This is a genomic window from Lentzea alba (assembly GCF_047445655.1).
GTDB classification, from domain to species: Bacteria; Actinomycetota; Actinomycetes; order Mycobacteriales; family Pseudonocardiaceae; genus Lentzea; species Lentzea alba_A.
This window is the reverse complement of the sequence record NZ_JAJAEG010000003.1, coordinates 451,735-471,377: the sequence shown is the minus strand read 5'-3', so window position 1 is coordinate 471,377 and position 19,643 is coordinate 451,735. Positions and strand designations below refer to the sequence as shown.

At 68.9% G+C, this 19,643-nt stretch carries 19 protein-coding genes; 5 read left to right on the top strand and 14 right to left on the bottom strand.

Features of this window, described 5'->3' with window-relative positions; translation table 11 throughout:
• Window positions 1-50: 50 nt before the first annotated feature.
• The 10 genes from LFM09_RS07710 to LFM09_RS07665 are packed head-to-tail and all read right to left on the bottom strand — an operon-like array spanning window position 51 to window position 7,967.
• The gene (locus tag LFM09_RS07710) at window positions 51-1,421 is read right to left on the bottom strand and encodes a class I adenylate-forming enzyme family protein (protein WP_414095595.1); all 1,371 of its coding nucleotides are present in this window, start codon (window positions 1,419-1,421) and stop codon (window positions 51-53) included.
• The gene (locus LFM09_RS07705; protein ID WP_414095594.1) at window positions 1,415-1,909 is read right to left on the bottom strand and encodes a hypothetical protein; all 495 of its coding nucleotides are present in this window, start codon (window positions 1,907-1,909) and stop codon (window positions 1,415-1,417) included. Before LFM09_RS07705 ends, LFM09_RS07710 begins: the two co-directional genes overlap by 7 nt.
• Window positions 1,899-3,020, bottom strand: a complete 1,122-nt coding sequence (locus LFM09_RS07700; RefSeq protein WP_414095593.1) for a beta-ketoacyl synthase N-terminal-like domain-containing protein — start codon at window positions 3,018-3,020, stop codon at window positions 1,899-1,901. Before LFM09_RS07700 ends, LFM09_RS07705 begins: the two co-directional genes overlap by 11 nt.
• A complete protein-coding gene (locus LFM09_RS07695; protein ID WP_414095592.1) occupies window positions 3,017-3,484 on the bottom strand; it encodes a 3-hydroxyacyl-ACP dehydratase FabZ family protein in 468 nt (155 codons plus the stop codon). Before LFM09_RS07695 ends, LFM09_RS07700 begins: the two co-directional genes overlap by 4 nt.
• Before the next feature lie 11 nt (window positions 3,485-3,495).
• Window positions 3,496-3,918, bottom strand: coding sequence for an acyl-CoA thioesterase (locus LFM09_RS07690; protein ID WP_414095591.1), 423 nt, complete (start codon window positions 3,916-3,918; stop codon window positions 3,496-3,498).
• Window positions 3,915-5,258, bottom strand: a complete 1,344-nt coding sequence (locus LFM09_RS07685; protein ID WP_414095590.1) for an aminotransferase class III-fold pyridoxal phosphate-dependent enzyme — start codon at window positions 5,256-5,258, stop codon at window positions 3,915-3,917. Before LFM09_RS07685 ends, LFM09_RS07690 begins: the two co-directional genes overlap by 4 nt.
• A complete protein-coding gene (locus LFM09_RS07680) occupies window positions 5,255-5,515 on the bottom strand; it encodes an acyl carrier protein (RefSeq protein ID WP_414095589.1) in 261 nt (86 codons plus the stop codon). The genes LFM09_RS07685 and LFM09_RS07680 overlap by 4 nt, the downstream gene beginning before the upstream one ends.
• Before the next feature lie 55 nt (window positions 5,516-5,570).
• A complete protein-coding gene (locus LFM09_RS07675) occupies window positions 5,571-6,500 on the bottom strand; it encodes a streptomycin biosynthesis protein (RefSeq protein ID WP_414095588.1) in 930 nt (309 codons plus the stop codon).
• A gap of 32 nt (window positions 6,501-6,532) precedes the next feature.
• Window positions 6,533-6,844, bottom strand: a complete 312-nt coding sequence (locus tag LFM09_RS07670) for a DUF6355 family natural product biosynthesis protein (RefSeq protein WP_414095587.1) — start codon at window positions 6,842-6,844, stop codon at window positions 6,533-6,535.
• A gap of 1 nt (window position 6,845) precedes the next feature.
• A complete protein-coding gene (locus tag LFM09_RS07665; protein ID WP_414095585.1) occupies window positions 6,846-7,967 on the bottom strand; it encodes a cytochrome P450 in 1,122 nt (373 codons plus the stop codon).
• Window positions 7,968-8,800: 833 nt separating this feature from the next.
• Here LFM09_RS07665 and LFM09_RS07660 point away from each other — a divergent pair.
• The 3 genes from LFM09_RS07660 (at window position 8,801) to LFM09_RS07650 (ending at window position 12,099) form a co-directional block, all read left to right on the top strand.
• A complete protein-coding gene (locus tag LFM09_RS07660; RefSeq protein ID WP_414095584.1) occupies window positions 8,801-9,703 on the top strand; it encodes a phytanoyl-CoA dioxygenase family protein in 903 nt (300 codons plus the stop codon).
• An 88-nt stretch (window positions 9,704-9,791) separates the two neighbouring features.
• Window positions 9,792-10,769 (top strand): aldo/keto reductase, encoded by a 978-nt coding sequence (locus LFM09_RS07655; protein WP_414095583.1) that lies wholly within the window; start codon window positions 9,792-9,794, stop codon window positions 10,767-10,769.
• 43 nt (window positions 10,770-10,812) lie between these two features.
• Window positions 10,813-12,099 (top strand): MFS transporter, encoded by a 1,287-nt coding sequence (locus LFM09_RS07650; protein ID WP_414095582.1) that lies wholly within the window; start codon window positions 10,813-10,815, stop codon window positions 12,097-12,099.
• On the opposite strand, the gene LFM09_RS07645 is transcribed toward LFM09_RS07650, so the two are convergent.
• Window positions 12,094-13,665: a hypothetical protein gene (locus tag LFM09_RS07645; protein WP_414095581.1), complete on the bottom strand. Its 1,572-nt coding sequence runs from the start codon at window positions 13,663-13,665 to the stop codon at window positions 12,094-12,096. The genes LFM09_RS07650 and LFM09_RS07645 overlap by 6 nt on opposite strands.
• Window positions 13,666-14,303: 638 nt before the next feature.
• Between LFM09_RS07645 and LFM09_RS07640 the strand changes: the two genes are divergently transcribed.
• Window positions 14,304-15,839 (top strand): HD domain-containing phosphohydrolase, encoded by a 1,536-nt coding sequence (locus LFM09_RS07640; RefSeq protein ID WP_414095580.1) that lies wholly within the window; start codon window positions 14,304-14,306, stop codon window positions 15,837-15,839.
• 68 nt (window positions 15,840-15,907) lie between these two features.
• Entirely contained in the window at window positions 15,908-16,273 is a 366-nt protein-coding gene (locus LFM09_RS07635; protein ID WP_414095579.1) for a peroxiredoxin, read from the top strand.
• On the opposite strand, the gene LFM09_RS07630 is transcribed toward LFM09_RS07635, so the two are convergent.
• The 3 genes from LFM09_RS07630 to pdhA are packed head-to-tail and all read right to left on the bottom strand — an operon-like array spanning window position 16,270 to window position 19,582.
• Window positions 16,270-17,520 (bottom strand): dihydrolipoamide acetyltransferase family protein, encoded by a 1,251-nt coding sequence (locus LFM09_RS07630; RefSeq protein ID WP_414095578.1) that lies wholly within the window; start codon window positions 17,518-17,520, stop codon window positions 16,270-16,272. The genes LFM09_RS07635 and LFM09_RS07630 overlap by 4 nt on opposite strands.
• A complete protein-coding gene (locus tag LFM09_RS07625) occupies window positions 17,517-18,506 on the bottom strand; it encodes an alpha-ketoacid dehydrogenase subunit beta (protein WP_414095577.1) in 990 nt (329 codons plus the stop codon). The genes LFM09_RS07630 and LFM09_RS07625 overlap by 4 nt, the downstream gene beginning before the upstream one ends.
• Window positions 18,506-19,582: a pyruvate dehydrogenase (acetyl-transferring) E1 component subunit alpha gene (gene pdhA, locus LFM09_RS07620; protein ID WP_414095576.1), complete on the bottom strand. Its 1,077-nt coding sequence runs from the start codon at window positions 19,580-19,582 to the stop codon at window positions 18,506-18,508. Before pdhA ends, LFM09_RS07625 begins: the two co-directional genes overlap by 1 nt.
• Between the last annotated feature and the right edge of the window lie 61 nt (window positions 19,583-19,643).

The window sequence follows — 19,643 nt, the reverse complement described above, 5'->3', positions numbered from 1 at the left end:
GCTCACCTACGGCCCAGGCCGCTTGACACGGTCATTGAAACTCCTGTTGCTCACTTGTGCCGTTCGGGGTCGTGCGGGAGGACCCGGATGTGGTCCGGGCGCTCAGCCCTGGCGAACCTGCGCACCAGGGCGCTCCGAATCCGTTCCGCTGCAACGGGATCCGGCTTCACCACGTAGACGTCGAGGCCGTAGCGCGGGTCACCGTCCTCGCCCGGTTCCACGCGGGTGCTGCACGACACCACCTCCGGCATCGCGCTCGTCACGCGTCTGACCGACGGCAGCGACACCTTCTGGCCCCGCCTGATCAGGAAGTCCGATCCGCGCCCGCGGAAGTGCAGGTTCCCGCCTTCGTCGACGCGGAAGAGGTCACCGGTCACGATCCGCCCCGGTGCGTGCAGGTCGTCGCGCCGCCCGTCGACCAGTCCGGTTCGGCGCAGCATGACCGTGTCGGACTCGACGACCAGCTCACCGACGCCCTCGGCATCCGGGTCGCGCACCGTCACCCGCACTTCGGGCAACGGCCGTCCGACCGACGAGAGGAGGCGCGGGGGCTCGGCGTGCGCGGCCAGAGTGCTCACCCTCGGTCCGGCTTCGGTGAGCCCGTACGTCAGGTAGAGCTCGCCTTCCGGCGCCTGTGCCAGCAACCGCGTCGCGACAGCGGGTTCGAGCGCGTCGCCGCCGACCGTCAGCATCCGCAACGAGCCAGGCCTCCAGTCGCCTCCGGTCAGGGTCTTCACGGTGTGAGGTGTGAGCGACGTGCTGGTGATCCTGTGCCGCGCGAGCAGTGCCCGGTACGCGGCGGCCCCGAGCGGTGGCGGGGAGATCACCAGGTGTGCTCCGGCGACGAGGGACGCCATGGCCTGGGCGACGAGCGCGTACGAGTAGTTCAGCGGCAACGTCACGAGAACGCGGTCGCCGCCACGCAGGCCGACCGCACGCACGTGCCTGGATCCGTTGCGCAGCAACGAGGAAGCCCGATGCACGCAACCGCTGAGCAGGCCTGAGGTCCCCGAGGTGGGAATGACGACCTCGCCCGGCTCGTGCGGCGGAACTTCGCCCGGGGTCAGCACGACCACGTCCACACAGCCCAGTTCGTGGCGCTCGATCCTCGTGGACCCGTGAACCACCACGACGAACCGGGCCCCGAACGCCGCGGCGAGCTCGCGGACCCTGGCCTCCCCCGCGCTCGCGGGCACCGGAACGGGGACCCCGCCCGCGAACAACACGCCGAAGAAGGACGTCAGCATCGGAACGCAGTTCGGCAACCGCACCAGCACGACATCACCGGGAGCGAGCCCCAGGCGGCTCAACTCGGCTGCCACGGTGTGCGCGGCGAGCGGCCCGCGCGGCAGCGGTTCGACGTCGACCGCGTGGCGGAGGTATCCGTCGATCTCCGGCAGCGTCGGCAACCCGGTCAGCACGACCGCTCCACCGCCGTGACCCGCACGGCGTGCTCCTCACGCCCGGCCTCGTGCTCGCAAACCAGCACGACATGACAGCACTCGGCCAGCCACGACCTCGCCAGCACCGCCGCCACCGGGCGCACGTCACCGGGTGCACCGGTGATCACCAGACTGGGACCGCGCAGCCCGAAGACCATGCACAGCAACCCTGCCATCGAGCCGGGCGCGGCACCCGCCACCCGCGACGGCGACAGTCTGCCCCTGCCCGCATCGGAGGCGAGCGCCGTGAGACTGGCCGACGTCGCGGTGGCGCTGATCGTCAGCACGCCCACCCCTTCCCCGTCGCCGAGGTCGCCGACATCGGAGAGGACCGTCCGCACCGCCCCGGCGACCATGCCCGCCGCCGGGTCGGTGTAGCCGACCGACGGGCCGAACCTCGCTCCGACCGCCGGACCGCGGACCTCCGAGTGCGCGAGCGCGACAAGTCCTGGCGTGTCAGCCCACATCGCCGACCACCGGCCTGGCGAAGACGAGACACGTGTTGAAACCACCGAACGCCAGCGTCACGCTGATGCCGAGGCCTTCCCCGATCTCGCTCGGCCCACCCACGGGCAGCGGAAGCGGGAAGTCCTCGGCCGGCTCGGACAGCCCGTACACCGGAGGCACCTTGCTCTCCCGCAACGCGAGGATCACGGCGATCGCCTCGAGCGCCCCGGTCGCCCCCAGCGTGTGCCCGAACGCCCCCTTGGTCGCGAACGCGACAGGGCGTCGCCCGGTGAACATCCGGGACAGCACAACGGTTTCCACGTGGTCGTTCACCGGCGTGCCCGACCCGTGCGCGTTCACGACCGCCACGTCGTCCGCACTCGCCCCGGCGTCGGACAGAGCTCGGCGCACGGCGAGCAGGACGCCGTCCCCGGACAGGTCAGGGCTCGTCATCGTGGCCGCGTCGTTGGACGAGCCGGACCCGCGCATCACCGCGTGCACGACGGCACCGCGGCTCCTCGCCCGGTCCAGTCGCTCCAGCACGCAGAACCCGGCGCCCTCGCCGAGCAACGTCCCGTCGTGACGGAGGTCGAAGGACCTCAGCAACGTCGGCGACATCGTGCCCAACGCCGTGTGGGCGAGTCGTTTGGCCGGCGTGAGAACGTCCACGCCACCGCACACGCACGCCTCAGCCGCTCCCTCGCGGATGAGTCTCGCGGCCGCCGCGATCGCGTCCGACCCGGACGAGCACGCGGACGTGACCGTCAGCGGCGGCCTGGTGAGACCAGCGGCCGCGGTGGCCTCTGCCGCCCACCTCCGCAGATCGCCGCTCGGTTCGTCCAGGTGCGGGCCATAGCTGGTGCCGATGACGGGAAGGGTGTCGGGCGGAGCTCCGGCGTGCTCGATCGCCCTGCGCAGGGTGGCGGCCGTGAGCCCCACCTGCCGCCGCGTCGGCGACCAGTCTGCGGGTGGATCGGGCACCTGTGCGGCAAGCCGGTTGCGCAGCACGAGCGTGGATTCGGTCTCGCGCAACCCGGTCGCTCCGCCGAGGAGTTGCCCCCAGACCTCGTCCAGGCCCGTGCCCAGCGCCGTGGTCCAGGCCATGCCGGTGACCGCGACGTCGTGCGTCACCACAGCTGCCGGCCGAGTTCGTCGACGTGCACACGCGCGAGTGAGGTGCGGAAGGCCGCCACCGGCACACCGTCGACCGTCGCCCGCCCCGAGAAGTGAAAGCTGCGGTCGTACAACCTGTCGCACTTGAGGTTGAACACGACCTGGTCGCCGGGGACGACGACCTTGAAGAACCGGCTGTGCATCGCACCGATGAGCGTCATCTCGTCATCGGCCAGCTTCGACGTGCTGAGCTGGTAGAAGATGATGCCCGACTGCGCGAATGCCTGGGTCAGGTGACTTCCGGGGAACACCGCGCGTTCGGGGAAGTGGCCCGCGATCACGTCCATCGTCCCGGACACCGACAGGAGAGTGCGCATCGTCTGGCCGGGCTCGTGATCGAGCACCCGGTCGATGTAGATCATCGGGTGCCGGTGCCGCAGCCACTGCTTCAGCTCGCTGAACCCCAGTGTGGTGTCAGTCATCGTCTTCTCCACTACAGGCAGGCGCGGAGCGCGGAGCGCAGCGCGGTCGGCAAAGCAGTCGGTGCGCCGTCAGCTCTCCGCACCACGCAGAGCACGAGGTGCCCTTGTGCCACAAGGATTTCTTCATCGTCCTGCGACACGCAGCGGTGGACGGTGCCGGTGACGCGGCACTGGGCCCCGCCGACGTGCTCCACCGTCGCCCGGATTCGCAGGCGCTCGGCGTACCGGGCGGGCGCGACGTACCGCATCCCGAGTTCGGCGACCGCGAGGTCGAGCCCGTCGGACTCGATCTCGGAAACACCGCAGCCGAACGCTTCCAGGTTCTCCAGCACGGCGGTTTCCAGCAGCGAGGCGTAGCGGCTGAAGTGGACGACGCCGGAAGCATCGGTGTCGACGTGCTCCACCGTCCGGGAAAGCGTGACGGGCAGGCTCATCCGGACGCCCCGAGGAACGCGCGAGTCCCTTCAGCGACCCTGCCGACGATCTCGTCGACGTCGTCCGGGGTGGTGATCAGCGCAGGCGCGAACCTCATGGCCGGAAAGAGGTAGCGGCGGCCGAGGGTGCGCCGGCCTGCTCCGGCCATGAACTCCACGTACGCGCCTGCGCGGATCACGTGCTCGCGCAACGACGTCATGCGCGCGGACGCGGCCTCGGTCAGCTCGACCCCGTGCAGGACACCGAGCCCGCGGGCCTCGTGGAACACCTCGGGCAACGCACCGACGAGCTCGTCCCGGAGGCGCTGTCCGAGATGCTCGCCGAGCGCAGCGGCGTGATCCCAGAGCTTGTCGTCGACGATCAGCTTCAGGCCGTCGCGCACGACCGCGCAGACGGCGGGCCTCAGGTCGGAGGTGGCGACGGCGCCGGAACCGCGCACCGTCAGCTCACGACGGGCGATGACCATCGAGACCGGCACCGAGCCCATGCCGAGGCTCTTGCCGATCACCGTGATGTCGGTGGGCACGACTCCCTCGTCGTCGATCATCGCGAGTGGCGCACCCGTCTTGCCGAACGTCAGCACCTCGTCGGCGACCACGAGCGCACCGCGAGCCCGCGCGGCGCGAGCGACCCGGCGCAGGAATCCGGGCGGCGGCACGATGACGCCCGCGTCGCCCTGGATCGGCTCGACGACGACGGCGAGCAGCCGGTCGCCGTGCCGCGAGACGAACTCCTCCACCAGTTCGGCGTCACCGAACGGCAGGTGCTCGACGGTGACGCCGGCCGACGGCAACCCGGCCTGGAAGTGCCGGCGGTTGAGCAGCGGCACCAGGCCGCTGGTCCAGCCGTGCCAAGCACCTTCGAACGCGAGGATCAGATCGCGATCGCCGCGCTGCCGCAACGAGCGTCGGTCCACTCGCGACTCCAGCACCAGCCGCAGGGCGAGCTCCATGCCTTCCGAGCCGGAGCTGCGGCCGCTGACGTGGTACTCGCCGGGCGGGAAGTGGTCGGCGAGCAGGCCGCCCGCGCCGAACATCTCGACGAGGAGCGACGATCGTTCCAACGACCCGATCTCGTCCGTGGCCATCTCCAGGGACACGGCCCGTTCGGCGGCGCGCCGGATCACCTCGTGACCGATGCCGAGGCACGCACTCGCATAGCCCCCGCTCGCGTCGAGCACCTCGATCACGTCGCCAGCGCCTTCCAGCGCCACCATCCGCTGGGTGATCCCGCTCCCGCCCACCGCGGCGAACGGTGGCCGGGAACCGTAGTGGTCGAGGTGCAGCGCGCGCCCCTCCCGCAGGCTGCGCAGCACCTCCGGGGCCACGACGGCGGTCATGAATCGCTCTGCTTCAGCCGCCGAACGAGGTCCACGACCGAGCGCAGGGTCTGGAAGTTCTCCGGGGAGAAGTCGTCATCGCGAACGCGGACGCCGAACAGGTCCTCGCACTGCACCCGCAGCTCGGTGAATCCGAGCGAGTCGAGTCCGTGCACGGCACGCAGACTGTCGTCGAGTCCGATCTCCTCCGGTGCGGCCTCCACGAACAGATCGTTGTGCAGCACTTTCCGGAGCCGGCTTTCGATCTCTGCTTCCATCGAATGTCCCCTAGATCAAATCGCGCGAGGTCCGCGGCTGAACACCGCGGCCAGGTCAGGCCGAGAACTGGTCTCGTTGCTCCAGTTCGTCCGCGAGTTCCTGCCACACGGCGGCACACCTGCGAGCGAGGTCCGCAACGACGTTCGTGCAGTGCGTCGGCAGCCCGCCGACCACTCCGCCCCAGTCACCGGTGCTGATCACGTGCAGGTCCAGCCAGCGCAACGTGTGCCGGCCGGCGTCGGTGAACCGCAGCGACGGATCGCGCCGCAGCACCTGCAACGTCTCGAGTGGATCCGGCGGCTCGACCACCCGCATCCGGGACTGCGGAACACCGTTGGGGCGCCTGCGGACGGGTACCGGGTCCTCGCCTCTGCGCAGCCGTTCCTTCACGTCCCTGACGGTCCCGAGCGCGATCCCGGAGGCGCGCGCGACTTCCCGCAACGAGGCGTCGGGGCGTGCCGCGATGATCTCCGCGGCCCGCTGTCTGCCCTCCGAACTGTTCAGCGGCCGCACCCTGCCGTCAGTACCGACGCGGGCGGTCACCTGGACCGCCTGCGTCGTGGAACGACGCCGGATCGCGGCGACCGTCTTGTCCGACAACCCCGTCGACGAGGCGATCATGCGATCCGACCAGTCCGGGTGTGACGTGATGATCCGGATCGTCGCCGCCTCCCGATCAGCGCGCGACAGCGGCAGGCCGTGCGTGAGGTTCGCCCGGACCGCGTGCAGGAACGCCAGCTGCTCGCTGCCGTCGAAGAACTCCACGGCGATCTCGTGCTCACCGCGCAGGACCGCGGCCTCCAGGCGGTGCATGCCGTCGACGACCCGCATCGACGACCGGTGCACGAGAATCGGCGGCAGCGGTGTCGCGGCTTCGGCGAGCGACCTCAAGTGCTCCTGGTCCACGCCCGCGATGCGCGGCGAGTCAGCGGGCAGAAGTGCCGCGATCGGCACCACGCCTTCCTCGCCCAGCTCGTCTTCCACTTCGCCCCCAGAATCAACGAGACTTCGCCAGGTCAGCAGAGTTTTCCGTTGTAGTACGCGTTCGAGACCTCGTCGTTCCAGCCGAGCCATTCGTCGGCGTTCGGCTGGACGCACATCTCCGCGTCGGGCCTGCCGAGCGCGAAGTACTTGATGGTGATCTTGACCGCGTACGGCTCCGACGTGCAGTGCTTGTAGTAGGCACCGGTGAACCCGCGGTAGAAACCGCAGTTCGCGGCCGCTGACTCCGGCACGACCTCTGCCGCAGAAGCGACCGGCGAGACGACAGTCGCCGCCGCGATCAGGAGTGCAGCTCCCGCGGCGAACCCGAGACGAATGTTCCTCACTTCAACTCCCCTTCCGGGACAGGTGCGAGATCGGCGGAGAAAAGCTCGTGGTGGCGTGTGGATGGCGGCCTACCCTGGCCACCTGCAAACGTTCTGACCGCAGCACCGACACAGCCGCGGTGAGCCATTCGGTGGCGAACCGCGCGCCGATGCACGACCCCGGACCGGTCCCGAAGGCCAGCAGCTCTCGCGGCGACGTACCCTGCCAGCGGGCCGGCGCGAACTCGTCCGGATCAGTCCAGACTTCCGGGTCGCGCTGAACCGCGTAGACGAACACGTGCAGCTCGTCGCCCGCCAGCGCGGAGATCGGCCCGATCTCCTGGTCGCTCAGCACCGTCCGCCGCAGCCGCCACGACGGCGGCCACAGCCGCAGACACTCCAGAGCGATCCACTGTGGATCCATCTCACCGAGATCCCGCCGCTGCACCGGACCTCGCAGAGCCACGGGGCTGTCCGAGAACAGGGCGGTCAGGATCCAGGCCAGGGTGATGGACGTCGACGCGACGAACGCCGCCGTCCGCCGCAGGTACAGGTCGCCGATCCGCGCCTGGAAGTCCGGTTCCTCCTCGAAACCGAGGTTCACCGGGAACAGCTCCGGCCAGGACTCGGCGATGCACCTGCCCGCCGCCACGGAGCTGGTCTCGAAAAGAGTCTCGTTCTGCCGCTTCGTGATGGTTCCCAGGATCGTCGGAACGAACACGTTGTCGAAGAACGTCCGGACGACGCCTTCAAGCCGTTCGTCCTCACCACAGCCCATGGGCACCTTGAGAGCGTCGACCAGGCTCTGGACGCAGATCTTGTGCAGGTCGCCGTCTCCGGCGAGGACGCGTTCCACCGCCAGCTCGGCGGATTTCACGGGGTCCTGCGCATAAAGCCGCTGCACCACCCATTTGTTCAACGCCTTTTGCGCATCACCCGGTAGCGGTGCCAGGCCGTTGCGCCAGAACGGCGGCGTACGGGAAAGTGACTCGTCCGTGCCGGCCAGCACCGAACGAGCGAGCTCGGGATTGCTGACAAAAACTTCGCCCGACAGCGTCCGGTAGGCCGGCCGCCCCCGGCTCTTCTTGTCGATCCGCACGACGTCTTTCCAGAGATTGCTCTTGTTGAGCAGTGAGCCGATCATTTGATGTTGACCCCCATCAACGTGGCCCGCGACCCGGCATTACTGCCAGTAACAGACGACTCGAAAGTATGGGAGCCCTACCGACATGTCAAGCAGTGTGCAACTGCGCACGACGAATACAGCCGGCCACAACCGGCAGGACAGAGATCGCACGTCCACGTGCACGAGGGTGCAAGCGCCGCGAATCGGACGAGTTCCCGATCACCGCCAGGCCGCTTTCGCCTAGCCCACAAGGGTCAATCGCCGCAGATCAACCCTGCCCACCGCGCCCTCACGGGCACCCACGGCCCGACTTGCCGATGACCGCATGTGTCCGGACCGGGATTTCATGTTCAACATTGCGGGCACTTGAACGCCAGTCGTCGATGAACAACGTCTGCGCTTGACACTCGGGTTGGGCTGCAATAGCTTCGAAGTGTCAGTTACTGACAGTGACAATCAGTTCATGACTAGTTGATGGGGGTTTCATCATGCGAACCATCCGTTTTGTCGCCAGGGCTGTCGGGATCGGCCGTTCCGTGCGCAGCAACCCCAGCGGCCGCTACTTCTACCACTACAACTAAGCCGAACGCAGGCGTGCAACACTCGGTGAGCCCTTTCAGCCTGGACTGGACGTGTTGTCCGGACAAGGCTTCCGGTCGATAGCAGGTTGATGATCACCGGCTGACCGCACAGATGCGGCGAGGCCCCTGGTCGCGGAGCTGTCGACAAGGATCGTTCTGCAAAGTCCAGGGGCCTCGTGCGCCGTTTTGTCGCGCGCCAGGTCCTGCGCACGTGGTGCGCGAACGAAAGCAAGTCACTCCGGGGGAGATTTCGTGATTGATCATCGCAGCGTGTCGCATTTCAACGCGTTCGGATTCGTCGTGCTTCGCGGGCTCCTGTCCAAGGACGAGGTGGCTCAGCTCCGCGAGGAATCCGTCGCCTCCCTGACGGGGGCCTACGGGGTTGGCGCTCTCGACGAGAACGGCGACATGGCCTCCGTGCCCGCTTATGTCGTCCCCACGATGAACGACAACACCCCGCTGTCCTCCAGCCTGGTGGCCGACGACCCCAGGTTCTGGCAGGCGTCGCACCACTTCATGGGCGGTCCGACGGTGCCCACGAACAGCGAAGCGACGGGTTACTGGGCGAACTCCCGATGGCACTCCGACATGAACGCCGACGTCCAGGGCGTCAAGTTCATGGTCTACCTGGACGCGTGCACGCCGGAGACCGGGCGTCTCCAGGTGATGCCGGGATCCCATCTGAGGGCGCCGTGGACCGCTTTCTGGGACCACGTGAGCCAGGACCCGCATCGGCAGGGCCTGTCGGTGGACTCGCGGGAGTGGTCCATTCCCTCCTACGACATCGACACCGAGCCCGGCGACGTGATCGTCTTCCACTCGAACCTGTTGCACGCTTCGGCGGGCGGGCAACTCAGGTTGTCCTGGGACACCTCGTACTTCCTCTACCCCGCCATGAGCGGTACCGAGCGGGGCGAGATGATCCGGGACGCCGTCCTGTACACGGGCGACTACGGCCACCACCCCTACGACCACGAGAAGTGGACGACGTGGCGTGACTGGGTCGCCTCGGCCGACACCGATCCGCGCAGGACCGCCATCCGCAGGCTCGAAGTTCTCGGCGTGCTGGGCGTGGAAGGTGCCGACATCGGCGCCCCGAAGTGGCAGCCGACCCTGACCAATCCTTTCCCACTGGTCTCGGGCGCACCGTACAAGCCGCGATCCAGCAAGTGACCGGTTGACACCGAGGCGGTCGACCTCGTGCAGGGCACTGCGCGAGGTCGGCGCGACCCGCTGAACACGAAGGGGAACCGTGGTCCTGATGCGGACGACCCGGTTGAGCGACGGCTTGATCTCACCTGCCATCGGTCTCGGCTGCGCAGAGCTCCGGACGGACGACCTCACCGGTGATCGGCAGGCCCACGCCGTCGTGTCCCGGGCTTTGGACCTCGGCGTCACCATGCTGGACACGGCAGACGTCTACGGGCCTGAGCTCGGCCGGAACGAGGAACTCGTCGGCCGCGTCATCGCCCACCGCCGCGACGACGTCGTGCTCACGACGAAGTTCGGACTCCGGTTCCGGCCGGACGGCTCGTTGTGGCTCGACAGCACCGCGGACTGGGCCAGGCAGGCGTGCCGGGAGTCGCTGCGGCGGCTCGGTGTCGACCACATCGACCTCTACTACCTGCATCGCAGAAATCCCGCGGTCCCGATCGAGGAGACCGTGTCCGCGATGGCGGATCTCGTCCGGCGCGGCGACGTCCGGCACATCGGACTTTCCGAGGTGAGCAGCGAGACCCTGCGCGCCGCGCACACGGTGCACCCGGTCGCGGCGGTCCAGATCGAGTACTCCCTTTTCACCCGCTTCGCCGAACAAGAGCTGCTGGCGACGTGCCGCGAGCTGGGAGTCGGGATCGTCGCCTACCGCCCGCTCGGCCGGGGGATCCTCACCGGAGCGCTGACCGCGGCCTCCGACCTGCGTGCCGCGGACGGGCGCCGGCAGAGCCCGCGCTTCCAGGAGTCCAATCTGGACCGCAACCTCGCGTTGGCTGCGCACGTCCGCGCAGTGGCACGGAAGATTCCGTGCACCCCGGCGCAGCTCGCGCTGGCCTGGCTGCTGGCCCGCGGGTCCGACGTCGTCCCGCTCGCCGGCATGACGCGACTCGAGCACGTCGAGGAGAACAGCAAGGCCGCCGACCTGACGATCCCCGCGGAGCTCCTGGCCGAGCTCGACCACCTCGCGGACGGGGTGGCGGGAGACCGGTACACGCCGGAGCAGATGGCACTCCTCGACAGCTGAACGACGTCACCACCCGCACCTGAAGACAGAGGGGCAGCGTTAGATGGCCGCACTTCCGGCGTTGAGGAAGAACAAGCAGTTCCAACTGCTCTGGCTCGGTGGCGCGGTGTCACAGTTCGGCTCTGAGCTCACGAAACTCGCGATGCCGCTGCTCGTGCTGGCGCTGACGAGCTCACCGAGCTGGGCCGGAATCGTCGTCGGCGTCCGCACCGCCGCCTACATCCTGACCCAGATGCCTGCCGGTGTCTGGGTCGACAGGTGGGACCGCAGGCGCACGCTGGTCAGCGCGCAGCTGACGCAGGCGATCGCGTCGGCCGTCCTGGCGACGGCGATCGTCACCGGGTGGGCCTTCATCTGGGTGTTCCTGATCGCCGGCCTGGTCGACGGAGTCTGCGCCGCCTTCATCGATCCGTCCCGCGCCACCGCGATCCGGGGCGTCGTCGACACGTCGCAGCTGAGGCTCGCCTACACGCAGGAGGAGTCGCGTTCGCACGCCGCGAGGTTGATCGGGCCACCGCTGGGCGGCTTGCTCTTCGGGCTGGGGCGGACGATTCCGTTCGTCGTCGACGCGATCACGTTCTTCGTCGCCACCTTGTTGACGTTCTTCGCCAAGGTGCCGCGCCGGCCTGCCGGTGAGCAACCACCCGCGGCCTCGACGGAACACGACGACGCACCCAAGCCCAGCATGCGCCAGGAGTTGGCGGAAGCGGTGAGCTGGTTGTGGCGCCAGCGCGGGTTGCGCAACCTCTGCGGTGCCGTGCTGGCGCTCAACTTCCTGGGCGCGGCGTTCATGATCCCCCTGATCGTGCTCGTGCGTGAGCGCGGCGGAAGCGGGCTGGTCACCGGCATCGTCCTCGCCGGCGTCGGGATCGGCGGACTCGGCGGCGCGCTCCTGGCCAACCGCATCGGCTCGCTCCTGCCTGCCGGGAAACTGCTGCTCGCCATTCTGGGGATCTTCGGGGCCGCGCTGCTGGCGATGGCACTGCCGTTCGGGGCGTGGTGGCCGTTGATCCCGCTGATGTGCATCTCGCTCACGACGCCGTCCATCAACGTCGTGATCAACGTTGTCATCTCCCGGCTGGTTCCTGAACAGATGCTGGGGCGGATGGAGTCGGTGCTCACCGTCTCGCAGATGGGAATCGCACCACTCGGTCCGGTGATCGGTGGCGCGCTCGCAGCGGTGATCGGTGGCGCGAACACGGTGGTGGTCATCGGTCTCGTGCTGCTGCTGGTCTGTGCTGTCGCGGCGATGAACCGGGAACTGCGCGGCTTCACCGGCGAGGAGCCTGAGCTCGACGGTGATCAGGAGTCCAGCCTCGCCCGGTCATGACGTGAGCCGCCGCGCGACACTGCGCAGCGAGTACGGCGCCTCGAAATGTTCCTTCCCCAGTCCGGTCAGCCCGTGTGCTTTCAGCTTCTCCACCACGGCCGGGGCCAGCACCAGCCGGCCGCCCGCCTGGAGGTAGGTCTCGGCCAGGTTCGAGACGCGTTCGCGATGAAATTCCTCAATGCACGCGACGAGAACTTTCTCGTTCTCCGTCTCGCACACCAGTTTCGGGAGAGCTTCCCGGGTAGCCGCCCACTCGTGACGCACTGGGCTGCCCGCCTTTCGCCAGATGTAGGTGTCCGGCGCACAAACCCCGCGATGGGAGAACAGGTGGCAGGTGACGAACTCGTGCACGTCGAACACATGACCTGAATCAGCAAGAACCAGCTCGGCGCGCACTTCTTCGTCGGCGATCTCCACCTCCGCGTGAACCACACCCGGAGCCTCAGCCAGAATCTTCCTCACCTCCGGGAGAGAAACCCAGCGACCAGCCACCAGTTCCGCATCGCAACGGTGGCGGTATTTCCCGGGAAACAGGTTCTTCACCGAGGAGACCGGCAGCGAGGCCTGCTGGGCCCGCAGAGCCACCGCTGCGAGAACACCGGGCAGCTCCGCGGCGAGATCCCGATCGAGGACGTGCTCGTCGGCGAGGATCTCGAGCCTGATGTCCTGGTCGTTCAACTGGAGGAAGATGAAGACGGGCGACAGGCAGTCGACGGCACTGATGTCGACCTCCTCGACGCTCTGCTCCCGCTCCGTTGCTTGAACGGCGCGATACTCCGTCCCCTGACCTGCCGTGATGTAGTTGAAGTAGACCGGCGCGGTGCCGCCGATCCCCCTCCTGTGCAGCATCAGGGCGTGCCGGTCGATCTCCTGCGCGTAGTCGCGGTCCTCCCAGGCGAGGTAGGTGTTGAAGGACTCGGCCCGCAAGCCGGTCAGCGCCGCGGCGAAGGTGTCCTCCTCGCTCACGGTGACCAGCTCACGGAGATTTGAGATCTTGCAGTTGATCTCTTCGCTCTTGAAGCTTCCCGGGTGGACCACGTTGGCCAGGAGCACGTCCGGCCGCCCGGAGAGTTGCGCCATCGCCCACGCGACCATGAACTTCGCGGCCACGGCCACGCTGACGCCCGCGGCATCACCCACCCGCTGCAGCTCAGTCACCAGATCGGGCAGCAAAGTGGACACGCGGTAGTGGGAGTGGGCCTCACCGGTGCGAATCACCGGCATCACCGCTTGGCTGGACCGCGCAAGCCGCTCGTCGCGCCGCAGAGTCGCCGAGGAGTCAACGTTGTTCACGCCCGACTGCTCATCACCGCGCTTCGTGCGAACACCGGAACCCCAGTCCGGGTCTTGTATCGCGCGGTCCAGGTGCGTGCGCCAGACCTCCATGCCCGTCGCGTCCGCGAGGATGTGCTGCAGGTGCAGATGAATCTCGTGGACGAGCCCGTCCTGCACCGGACAGAACATGTGCCACAGGAGCCTGCCCGACGACACCGCGGCGCCGATCTCCGGGACGGCCATGGGGGCGTCGACGTCCACGAAAGTGATCGGTGCGACGAAGTCCTCCACCGGAACGACTTTGCGAACCGGATAGCCTTCGGACTCGATGTCGAACAGACTCCGAAGGATGTCGTGCCTTGCACAAAGGCGCGCCATCCCGGCCGCGACTTCGGCCTCGGTGGAAGGCTTGCCCAGACGCCAAAACTCCTTCAGAGGTGTCGACTGACCGGCGTGGTTCATCCAGTACAGCGTCAGCCACCGTTCAATTGCGGAATCCGGCAAGCGTTCTTTTCGCATTGACAGATCACTCACTGACTCACCCCCAGATGTGCCCTGTCAGATATACCACGCGTGGACGTGATTTAGCAGTCTCCGCAGTTGTTCCGCGAAGAAAGGTCAACGCTTTCGTTCAGGTTCTGGTGTCACGCAGCCCCAGCGTGCGAGCGAGGTGCCGGGTGGCGGGGAAAGCGCCGCGGTCACCTTGCTCGACCGTGTGCGGTCCTGCTTCCCCGGTGCCACAGGGGAAGACGTGAACATGACGTTCTGGGTGCCTGCCACGGCGGTCAACGGCGATGCTCCGAACTGCTCGCCGCCGAGCTCGTGCAGTGGTTGCGCGACCAGGGAGCGCACTCCAGCTCGGAAAGCCCCCGGAAGCGCATCCACAAAGGACAGAACTGACCGAGCCGGTGCTGAGCTACCCTTCGCCGGTGGAGCAAGCCGACCGCGACGCCGGGATCGACCTGACCGAGCTGCTGGCCGCGTTCTCGCTGGCCACGGACCTCGGGCTGGGTCAGCCGATGGAGCACCTGCTCCGGTCGTGGCGGATCGCGGAACGGCTCGGGGAGCGCATGGGGCTGCCGGAGGACCAGCGGCGGTCGTTGTTCTACGTGTCGATGCTCGCCTGGGTCGGTTGTGTCGCGGATTCGCCGGAGGTCGCGGCGTCGTTCGGTGACGACATCGCGTTTCGCGCGGACAGCTACGACGTCGACCTCGCCGGGTTGACCGGGTTCGGGTTCTTCCTGCGCCGGGCCGGGCGCGGCGGGCCGATGTGGCACCGGCTGCGGGTGGCCACCACGATGCTGACTACCGGCGGGCAGAACGTCGTGCAGGGCATGCAGTCGCACTGCCTGACGACGTCGACGCTGGCCGAACGGCTCGGGCTCGGGGCGGAGGTGGGGACGGCGTTGCGGCAGTTCTTCACCCGCTGGGACGGGCGCGGGGTGCCGCACGGGGTGGGCGGGACGGACATCGCGCCGGTCGTTCGCCTGCTGCACCTGGCCGACGTCGTGGAGGTGCGGCACCGGACCGGCGGGATCCGAGGCGCGATCGAGGTCGCCGAGCAGCGGCGCGGGCGGCAGTTCGCGCCGGACGTGGTCGACGCGTTCGTCGCGCACGCCCCCGAAGTGCTGGACGGCGCCGACCCGGAGCCAGGGCCGCGCCACCCGCTGACCGAGAGCGAGCTCGACACGGCGCTCGAAGCCTTGGCGGACTTCACCGACTTGCGCAGTGCCTCGCGCGCGGGGCATTCGCGTGGCGTCGCGGAGCTGGCGGGCGCGGCCGCCCGGTCGATGGGGCTGCCCGTCGCCGACGTCGTCGCCACCCGGCGGGCGGGGCTGCTGCACGACATCGGGCTGCACGGGGTGCCGACGACGGTGCTGGACCAGCCGGGACCGCTGTCGGCCACCGACTGGGAACGCGTGCGGCTCAGCTCGTACTACACCGAGCGCGTCCTCGCCCGGCCGGCGGCGCTGGCCAGGCTCGGCGCGATCGCGGCGACGGCCCACGAGCGCATGGACGGCGGCGGGTACCACCGCGGTCTGTCCGGCGCGGCGGTGCCGATGACCGGGCGGCTGCTGGCGGCGGCGTGCGCGTACCGGGCGATGCTCGAACCGCGGGCGCACCGGGAGGCGTTGACGGACAAGCAGGCCGTCGGCGCGGTGCGGGAGGCGATCCGGGCCGGGGCGCTCGACGGTGACGCGGCCGAGGCCGTCCTCGCCGCCGCGGGCAACGGCAGGCGGCGGCGCGTGTCGGGTCCCGCCGGGCTCACCCCGCGTGAGGTCGAGGTGCTCGTGCTGATCTCCCGCGGGGCGCAGACCGGTGAGGTGGCCGACCAGCTGGGGATCTCACGCAAGACCGCGGGCACGCACATCGAGCGGATCTACACCAAGACCGGGGCGTCGTCACGGGCGACCGCGACGTTGTTCGCGTTGCGCAACGGCCTGCTGGATCCGCTCGATCTGTAGGGAGAACGCCCGACGACACGGCACTTTCCCGCTCCTAACGTCAGGTTCCCGACGAAAAGGAGCAGATCATGTCGAACAAAGCCGTCATCAGCCTCGCGACCGGCCTCGAGGACCCGGAGAAGGTGACCGTCGCGATGCTGGTCGCGGTCGGCGCCGCCGAGACGGGGCGCGAGACCCTGATGTTCCTGTCCAAGGAAGCCGTCCGCCTCTCCGTGAGAGGCATCGCCGCGGGGGTCGCGTGCGACGGCTGTCCGTCGCTCGCGGACCTGTTCCAGCGCTACGAGGACGCGGGCGGGCGCTACTTCGTCTGCCCGCTCTGCTTCAACGCCAAGCACCTCGACGCCGGCGACCTGATCGCCGGCGCCGAGGTGAACGGCACGATCCCGATGTGGAAGTGGATCGGTGACGAGCCCGCCACCACGTTCAGCTACTAGAGATCCGCCATCGCCGACTTCGGTGCTTCGACGCAGTCGGCGACGAACCGCAGGAAGCCGCCCGCGGTGCCGCCGTCGCACACGCGGTGGTCGAACACGAGCGACAGCTGCACGATGTGCCGCACCGCGATCTCACCGTCGACCACCCACGGCCGGGGCAGGATCCGGCCCATGCCGAGGATCGCGGCCTCGGGGTGGTTGATGATCGCGGCGCTGCCGTCGACGCCGAGCACGCCGTAGTTGTTCAGGGTGAACGAACCTGAGCTCAGCTCGGCCGCGGTGGCGGTTCCGGAGCGTGCGGCCTCGGTCAGCCTGCGGATCTCGGCGTCGAGGCCGCGCATGCTCAGGCGGTGCGCGTCCTTGATCGCCGGGACGACGAGACCGCGGTCGGTCTGCGCGGCGAGGCCGAGGTTGACGCCGTCGAGGTGGGTGATCTCGCCGCGCTCGGTGTCCACTTTGGAGTTCAGCTCGGGGAAGCGGGCGAGCCCCGCGACCACGAACCGGGCGATCATGGCGAGGATTCCCGGTGCCGCACCGGATTCCTTGAGTTCGGCGCGGAGGTCCAGCAGGCCCGTCGCGTCGACGTCCACCCAGGTGGTCGCCTCGGGAATCTCGTTGCGGCTGCGGGTCAGGGTGGTCGTGACGGCCTTGCGGATGCCGGTGAGCGGCACGCGGGTGCGGATCGGGAGGCCGGTGCGCTGGTCGACGTTGCTCACGACCGCCGCGGGTTCGGGCAGGGTCGCAACGGAGGCGGCTGCCACGTCGCGGCGGGTGATCAGGCCGTCGGGTCCGGTGCCGGTCAACATGGTGAGGTCCACGCCGTTGTCACGGGCGAGGCGGCGCACGATCGGCGACTGCACGGCGGGCCGTTCCCCGTTCCGGGCCGTCCGAGTCGGCGCAACGGCCTTCCTCCGGCGGCGACGAGAGGTGGTCGCCTCCGAAGTTCCGTAGCCGATCAGGACGTTGCCCGATCCCGCGCGCTCTTCCTCCACACAGGTCTCGGCTGCCCCGGCGCTGACCGAGATCAGCGGTTCGCCGACCTGAAGGGTCGCGCCTTCCTCGCCGTGCAACCGAGCCACGACGCCGCCGAACGGTGAGGGCACCTCGACCATCGCCTTGGCCGTCTCGACCTCGGCGACGGGTTCGTCCACGGCGACCGCGTCACCGATCTTGACGAGCCACCGGGTCAGCACCGCCTCGGTCAGTCCCTCACCGAGGTCCGGCAGCTCGAACACCTGTGTGCTCATGCGGCGTCCTCCCACTGCAGCGTGTCGACGACGTCGAGGATCCGGTCCACGCCGGGCAGGAAGTGGTGCTCCAGCTTCGGCGCGGGGTAGGGCACGTCGAATCCGGTCACCCTGCGCACGGGCGCCTCCAGGTGGTGGAAGCAGCGCTCCCCCACCCGTGCCGCGATCTCCGAGGCGACCGATGCGAAGCCGGGTGCTTCGGCGATCACCACCGCACGGCCGGTCCGCCGGACCTCCGTGCACACGGTCTCGTCGTCGAACGGAACGATCGAGCGCAGATCGATCACGCCGAGGTCGCGGCCTTCCACGGCAGCCTGCTCCGCAGCGGCCAACGCCACCGGAACCGAAGGGCCGTAAGCGATCAACGTGGCGTCGCGACCGGGGCGGCGGACCACCGCGCGGCCGATCGGCGGCACGGGCGCCGACACGTCGACTTCTTCCTTGGCGAAGTAGTGCTTCTTCGGCTCCAGGAAGATCACCGGGTCGGAAGAAGCGATCGCCTCGCGCAAAAGGCCGTACGCGTCGGCGTTGGTGGCCGGTGCGACAACGGTCAGGCCCGGGGTGTGCGCGTAGTAGGCCTCGGAGGAGTCGCAGTGGTGTTCCACGCCGCCGATCCCGCCGGCGTAGGGCACGCGGATGACGATCGGCAGCCGGACCTTGCCGCGGGTGCGGTTGCCGATCTTGGCGACGTGGCTGACGATCTGCTCGAACGCCGGGTAGGCGAACGCGTCGAACTGCATCTCGACGACCGGGCGCATGCCGTTCATGGCCATGCCGATCGCCATGCCGACGATGCCGGACTCGGCCAGCGGGGTGTCGAAGACGCGGCGCTCACCGAACGCGCTGTGCAGGCCGTCGGTCACGCGGAAAACACCGCCGAGCTGGGCGACGTCCTCACCGAACACCACGACGGAGCTGTCCTCGGCCAGTGCGTCGCGCAACGCGGTGTTGATCGCCTGCGCCATGGTCATCTTCGGCGAGCTCATCAGGCCTCCTCGAAGTCGAGCTCGGCCCGCAGAGCCGCGCGTTGTTCCGCCAACTGCGGCGTGGGGGTGGCGTAGACGTGGGCGAACAACTCCTCCGGATCGGCGGAGGTTTCGGCGTTGACCCCGGCACGAACCTCAGCGGCCATCGCTTCGGCGGCGGCCGCGATCTCCTGTTCGCGGGCGTCATCGAGCACGCCCGCCTTCGTCAGGTAGGTCCGGACCCGCAGCAGCGGATCACGCGGGAGCCAGTCGGTGACCTCGTCGTCGGCGCGGTAGCGGGTGGCGTCGTCGGCGTTGGTGTGGGACTCGACGCGGTAGGTGTCGGCCTCGACCAACGTCGGCCCCTCCCCCGCGCGGGCCCTGGCGACGGCCTCGCCGAGGACCTTTTCGAGCGCCGGCAGGTCGTTGCCGTCGACGAGCACGCCGGGCATGCCGTACCCGATCGCCTTGGCCGCGAGCGACGGCGCGACCGACTGTCGGGCGAGCGGCACCGAGATCGCGTACTTGTTGTTCTGCACGAAGAACACCACCGGCGCGCGGAACACGGCGGCGAAGTTGCAGGCCTCGTGGAAGTCGCCTTCGCTGGTCGCGCCGTCGCCGCACAGCGCCATCACCACGGTGTCCTCACCCTTGAGGCGCGCCGCGTGACCGACGCCGACCGCGTGCAACAGCTGCGTCGCCAGCGGAGTGGCCTGTGGTGCGACCTTGTGCTCGTTCGGGTCGTAGCCGCAGTGCCAGTCCCCGCGCAGCAACGTGAGCACCTCGACCGGGTCCACCCCGCGGGCCGCGATCGCCGCCGTGTCGCGGTAGGTCGGGAACAACCAGTCGCCGTCCGAGAGCACCGACGCGCACGCGACCTGGCAGGCCTCCTGCCCCCGTGAGGACGGGTACACGGCCAGCCGCCCCTGCCGGACCAGCGCGCCGCACTGCTCGTTCAACCTGCGCGCGAACACCAGCTTGCGGTACCCCTCCAGCAAGGCCTGCGCGTCGGGCGCCGACGCACCCCTGACCAGCCGGCCGGACTCGTCCAGCCACCGGGCCGGGGTGATGGCCGCCTTGAGCTGACCGGCACTCATCCGCACCTCCACGCGCAGTTACACCAGGCCCGAATGTTCCCCAGACAGGTGGCCATTCGGC

Bases quoted from the DNA above. Each gene is read 5' to 3' on its own strand.
- LFM09_RS07705 (WP_414095594.1), bottom strand. From the start codon at position 1,909: ATGTGGGCTGACACGCCAGGACTTGTCGCGCTCGCGCACTCGGAGGTC.
- LFM09_RS07695 (WP_414095592.1), bottom strand. From the start codon at position 3,484: ATGACTGACACCACACTGGGGTTCAGCGAGCTGAAGCAGTGGCTGCGG.
- LFM09_RS07690 (WP_414095591.1), bottom strand. From the start codon at position 3,918: ATGAGCCTGCCCGTCACGCTTTCCCGGACGGTGGAGCACGTCGACACC.
- LFM09_RS07685 (WP_414095590.1), bottom strand. From the start codon at position 5,258: ATGACCGCCGTCGTGGCCCCGGAGGTGCTGCGCAGCCTGCGGGAGGGG.
- LFM09_RS07680 (WP_414095589.1), bottom strand. From the start codon at position 5,515: ATGGAAGCAGAGATCGAAAGCCGGCTCCGGAAAGTGCTGCACAACGAT.
- LFM09_RS07665 (WP_414095585.1), bottom strand. From the start codon at position 7,967: ATGATCGGCTCACTGCTCAACAAGAGCAATCTCTGGAAAGACGTCGTG.
- LFM09_RS07655 (WP_414095583.1), top strand. From the start codon at position 9,792: ATGCGGACGACCCGGTTGAGCGACGGCTTGATCTCACCTGCCATCGGT.
- LFM09_RS07650 (WP_414095582.1), top strand. From the start codon at position 10,813: ATGGCCGCACTTCCGGCGTTGAGGAAGAACAAGCAGTTCCAACTGCTC.
- LFM09_RS07635 (WP_414095579.1), top strand. From the start codon at position 15,908: ATGTCGAACAAAGCCGTCATCAGCCTCGCGACCGGCCTCGAGGACCCG.
- LFM09_RS07630 (WP_414095578.1), bottom strand. From the start codon at position 17,520: ATGAGCACACAGGTGTTCGAGCTGCCGGACCTCGGTGAGGGACTGACC.
- LFM09_RS07625 (WP_414095577.1), bottom strand. From the start codon at position 18,506: ATGAGCTCGCCGAAGATGACCATGGCGCAGGCGATCAACACCGCGTTG.
- pdhA (WP_414095576.1), bottom strand. From the start codon at position 19,582: ATGAGTGCCGGTCAGCTCAAGGCGGCCATCACCCCGGCCCGGTGGCTG.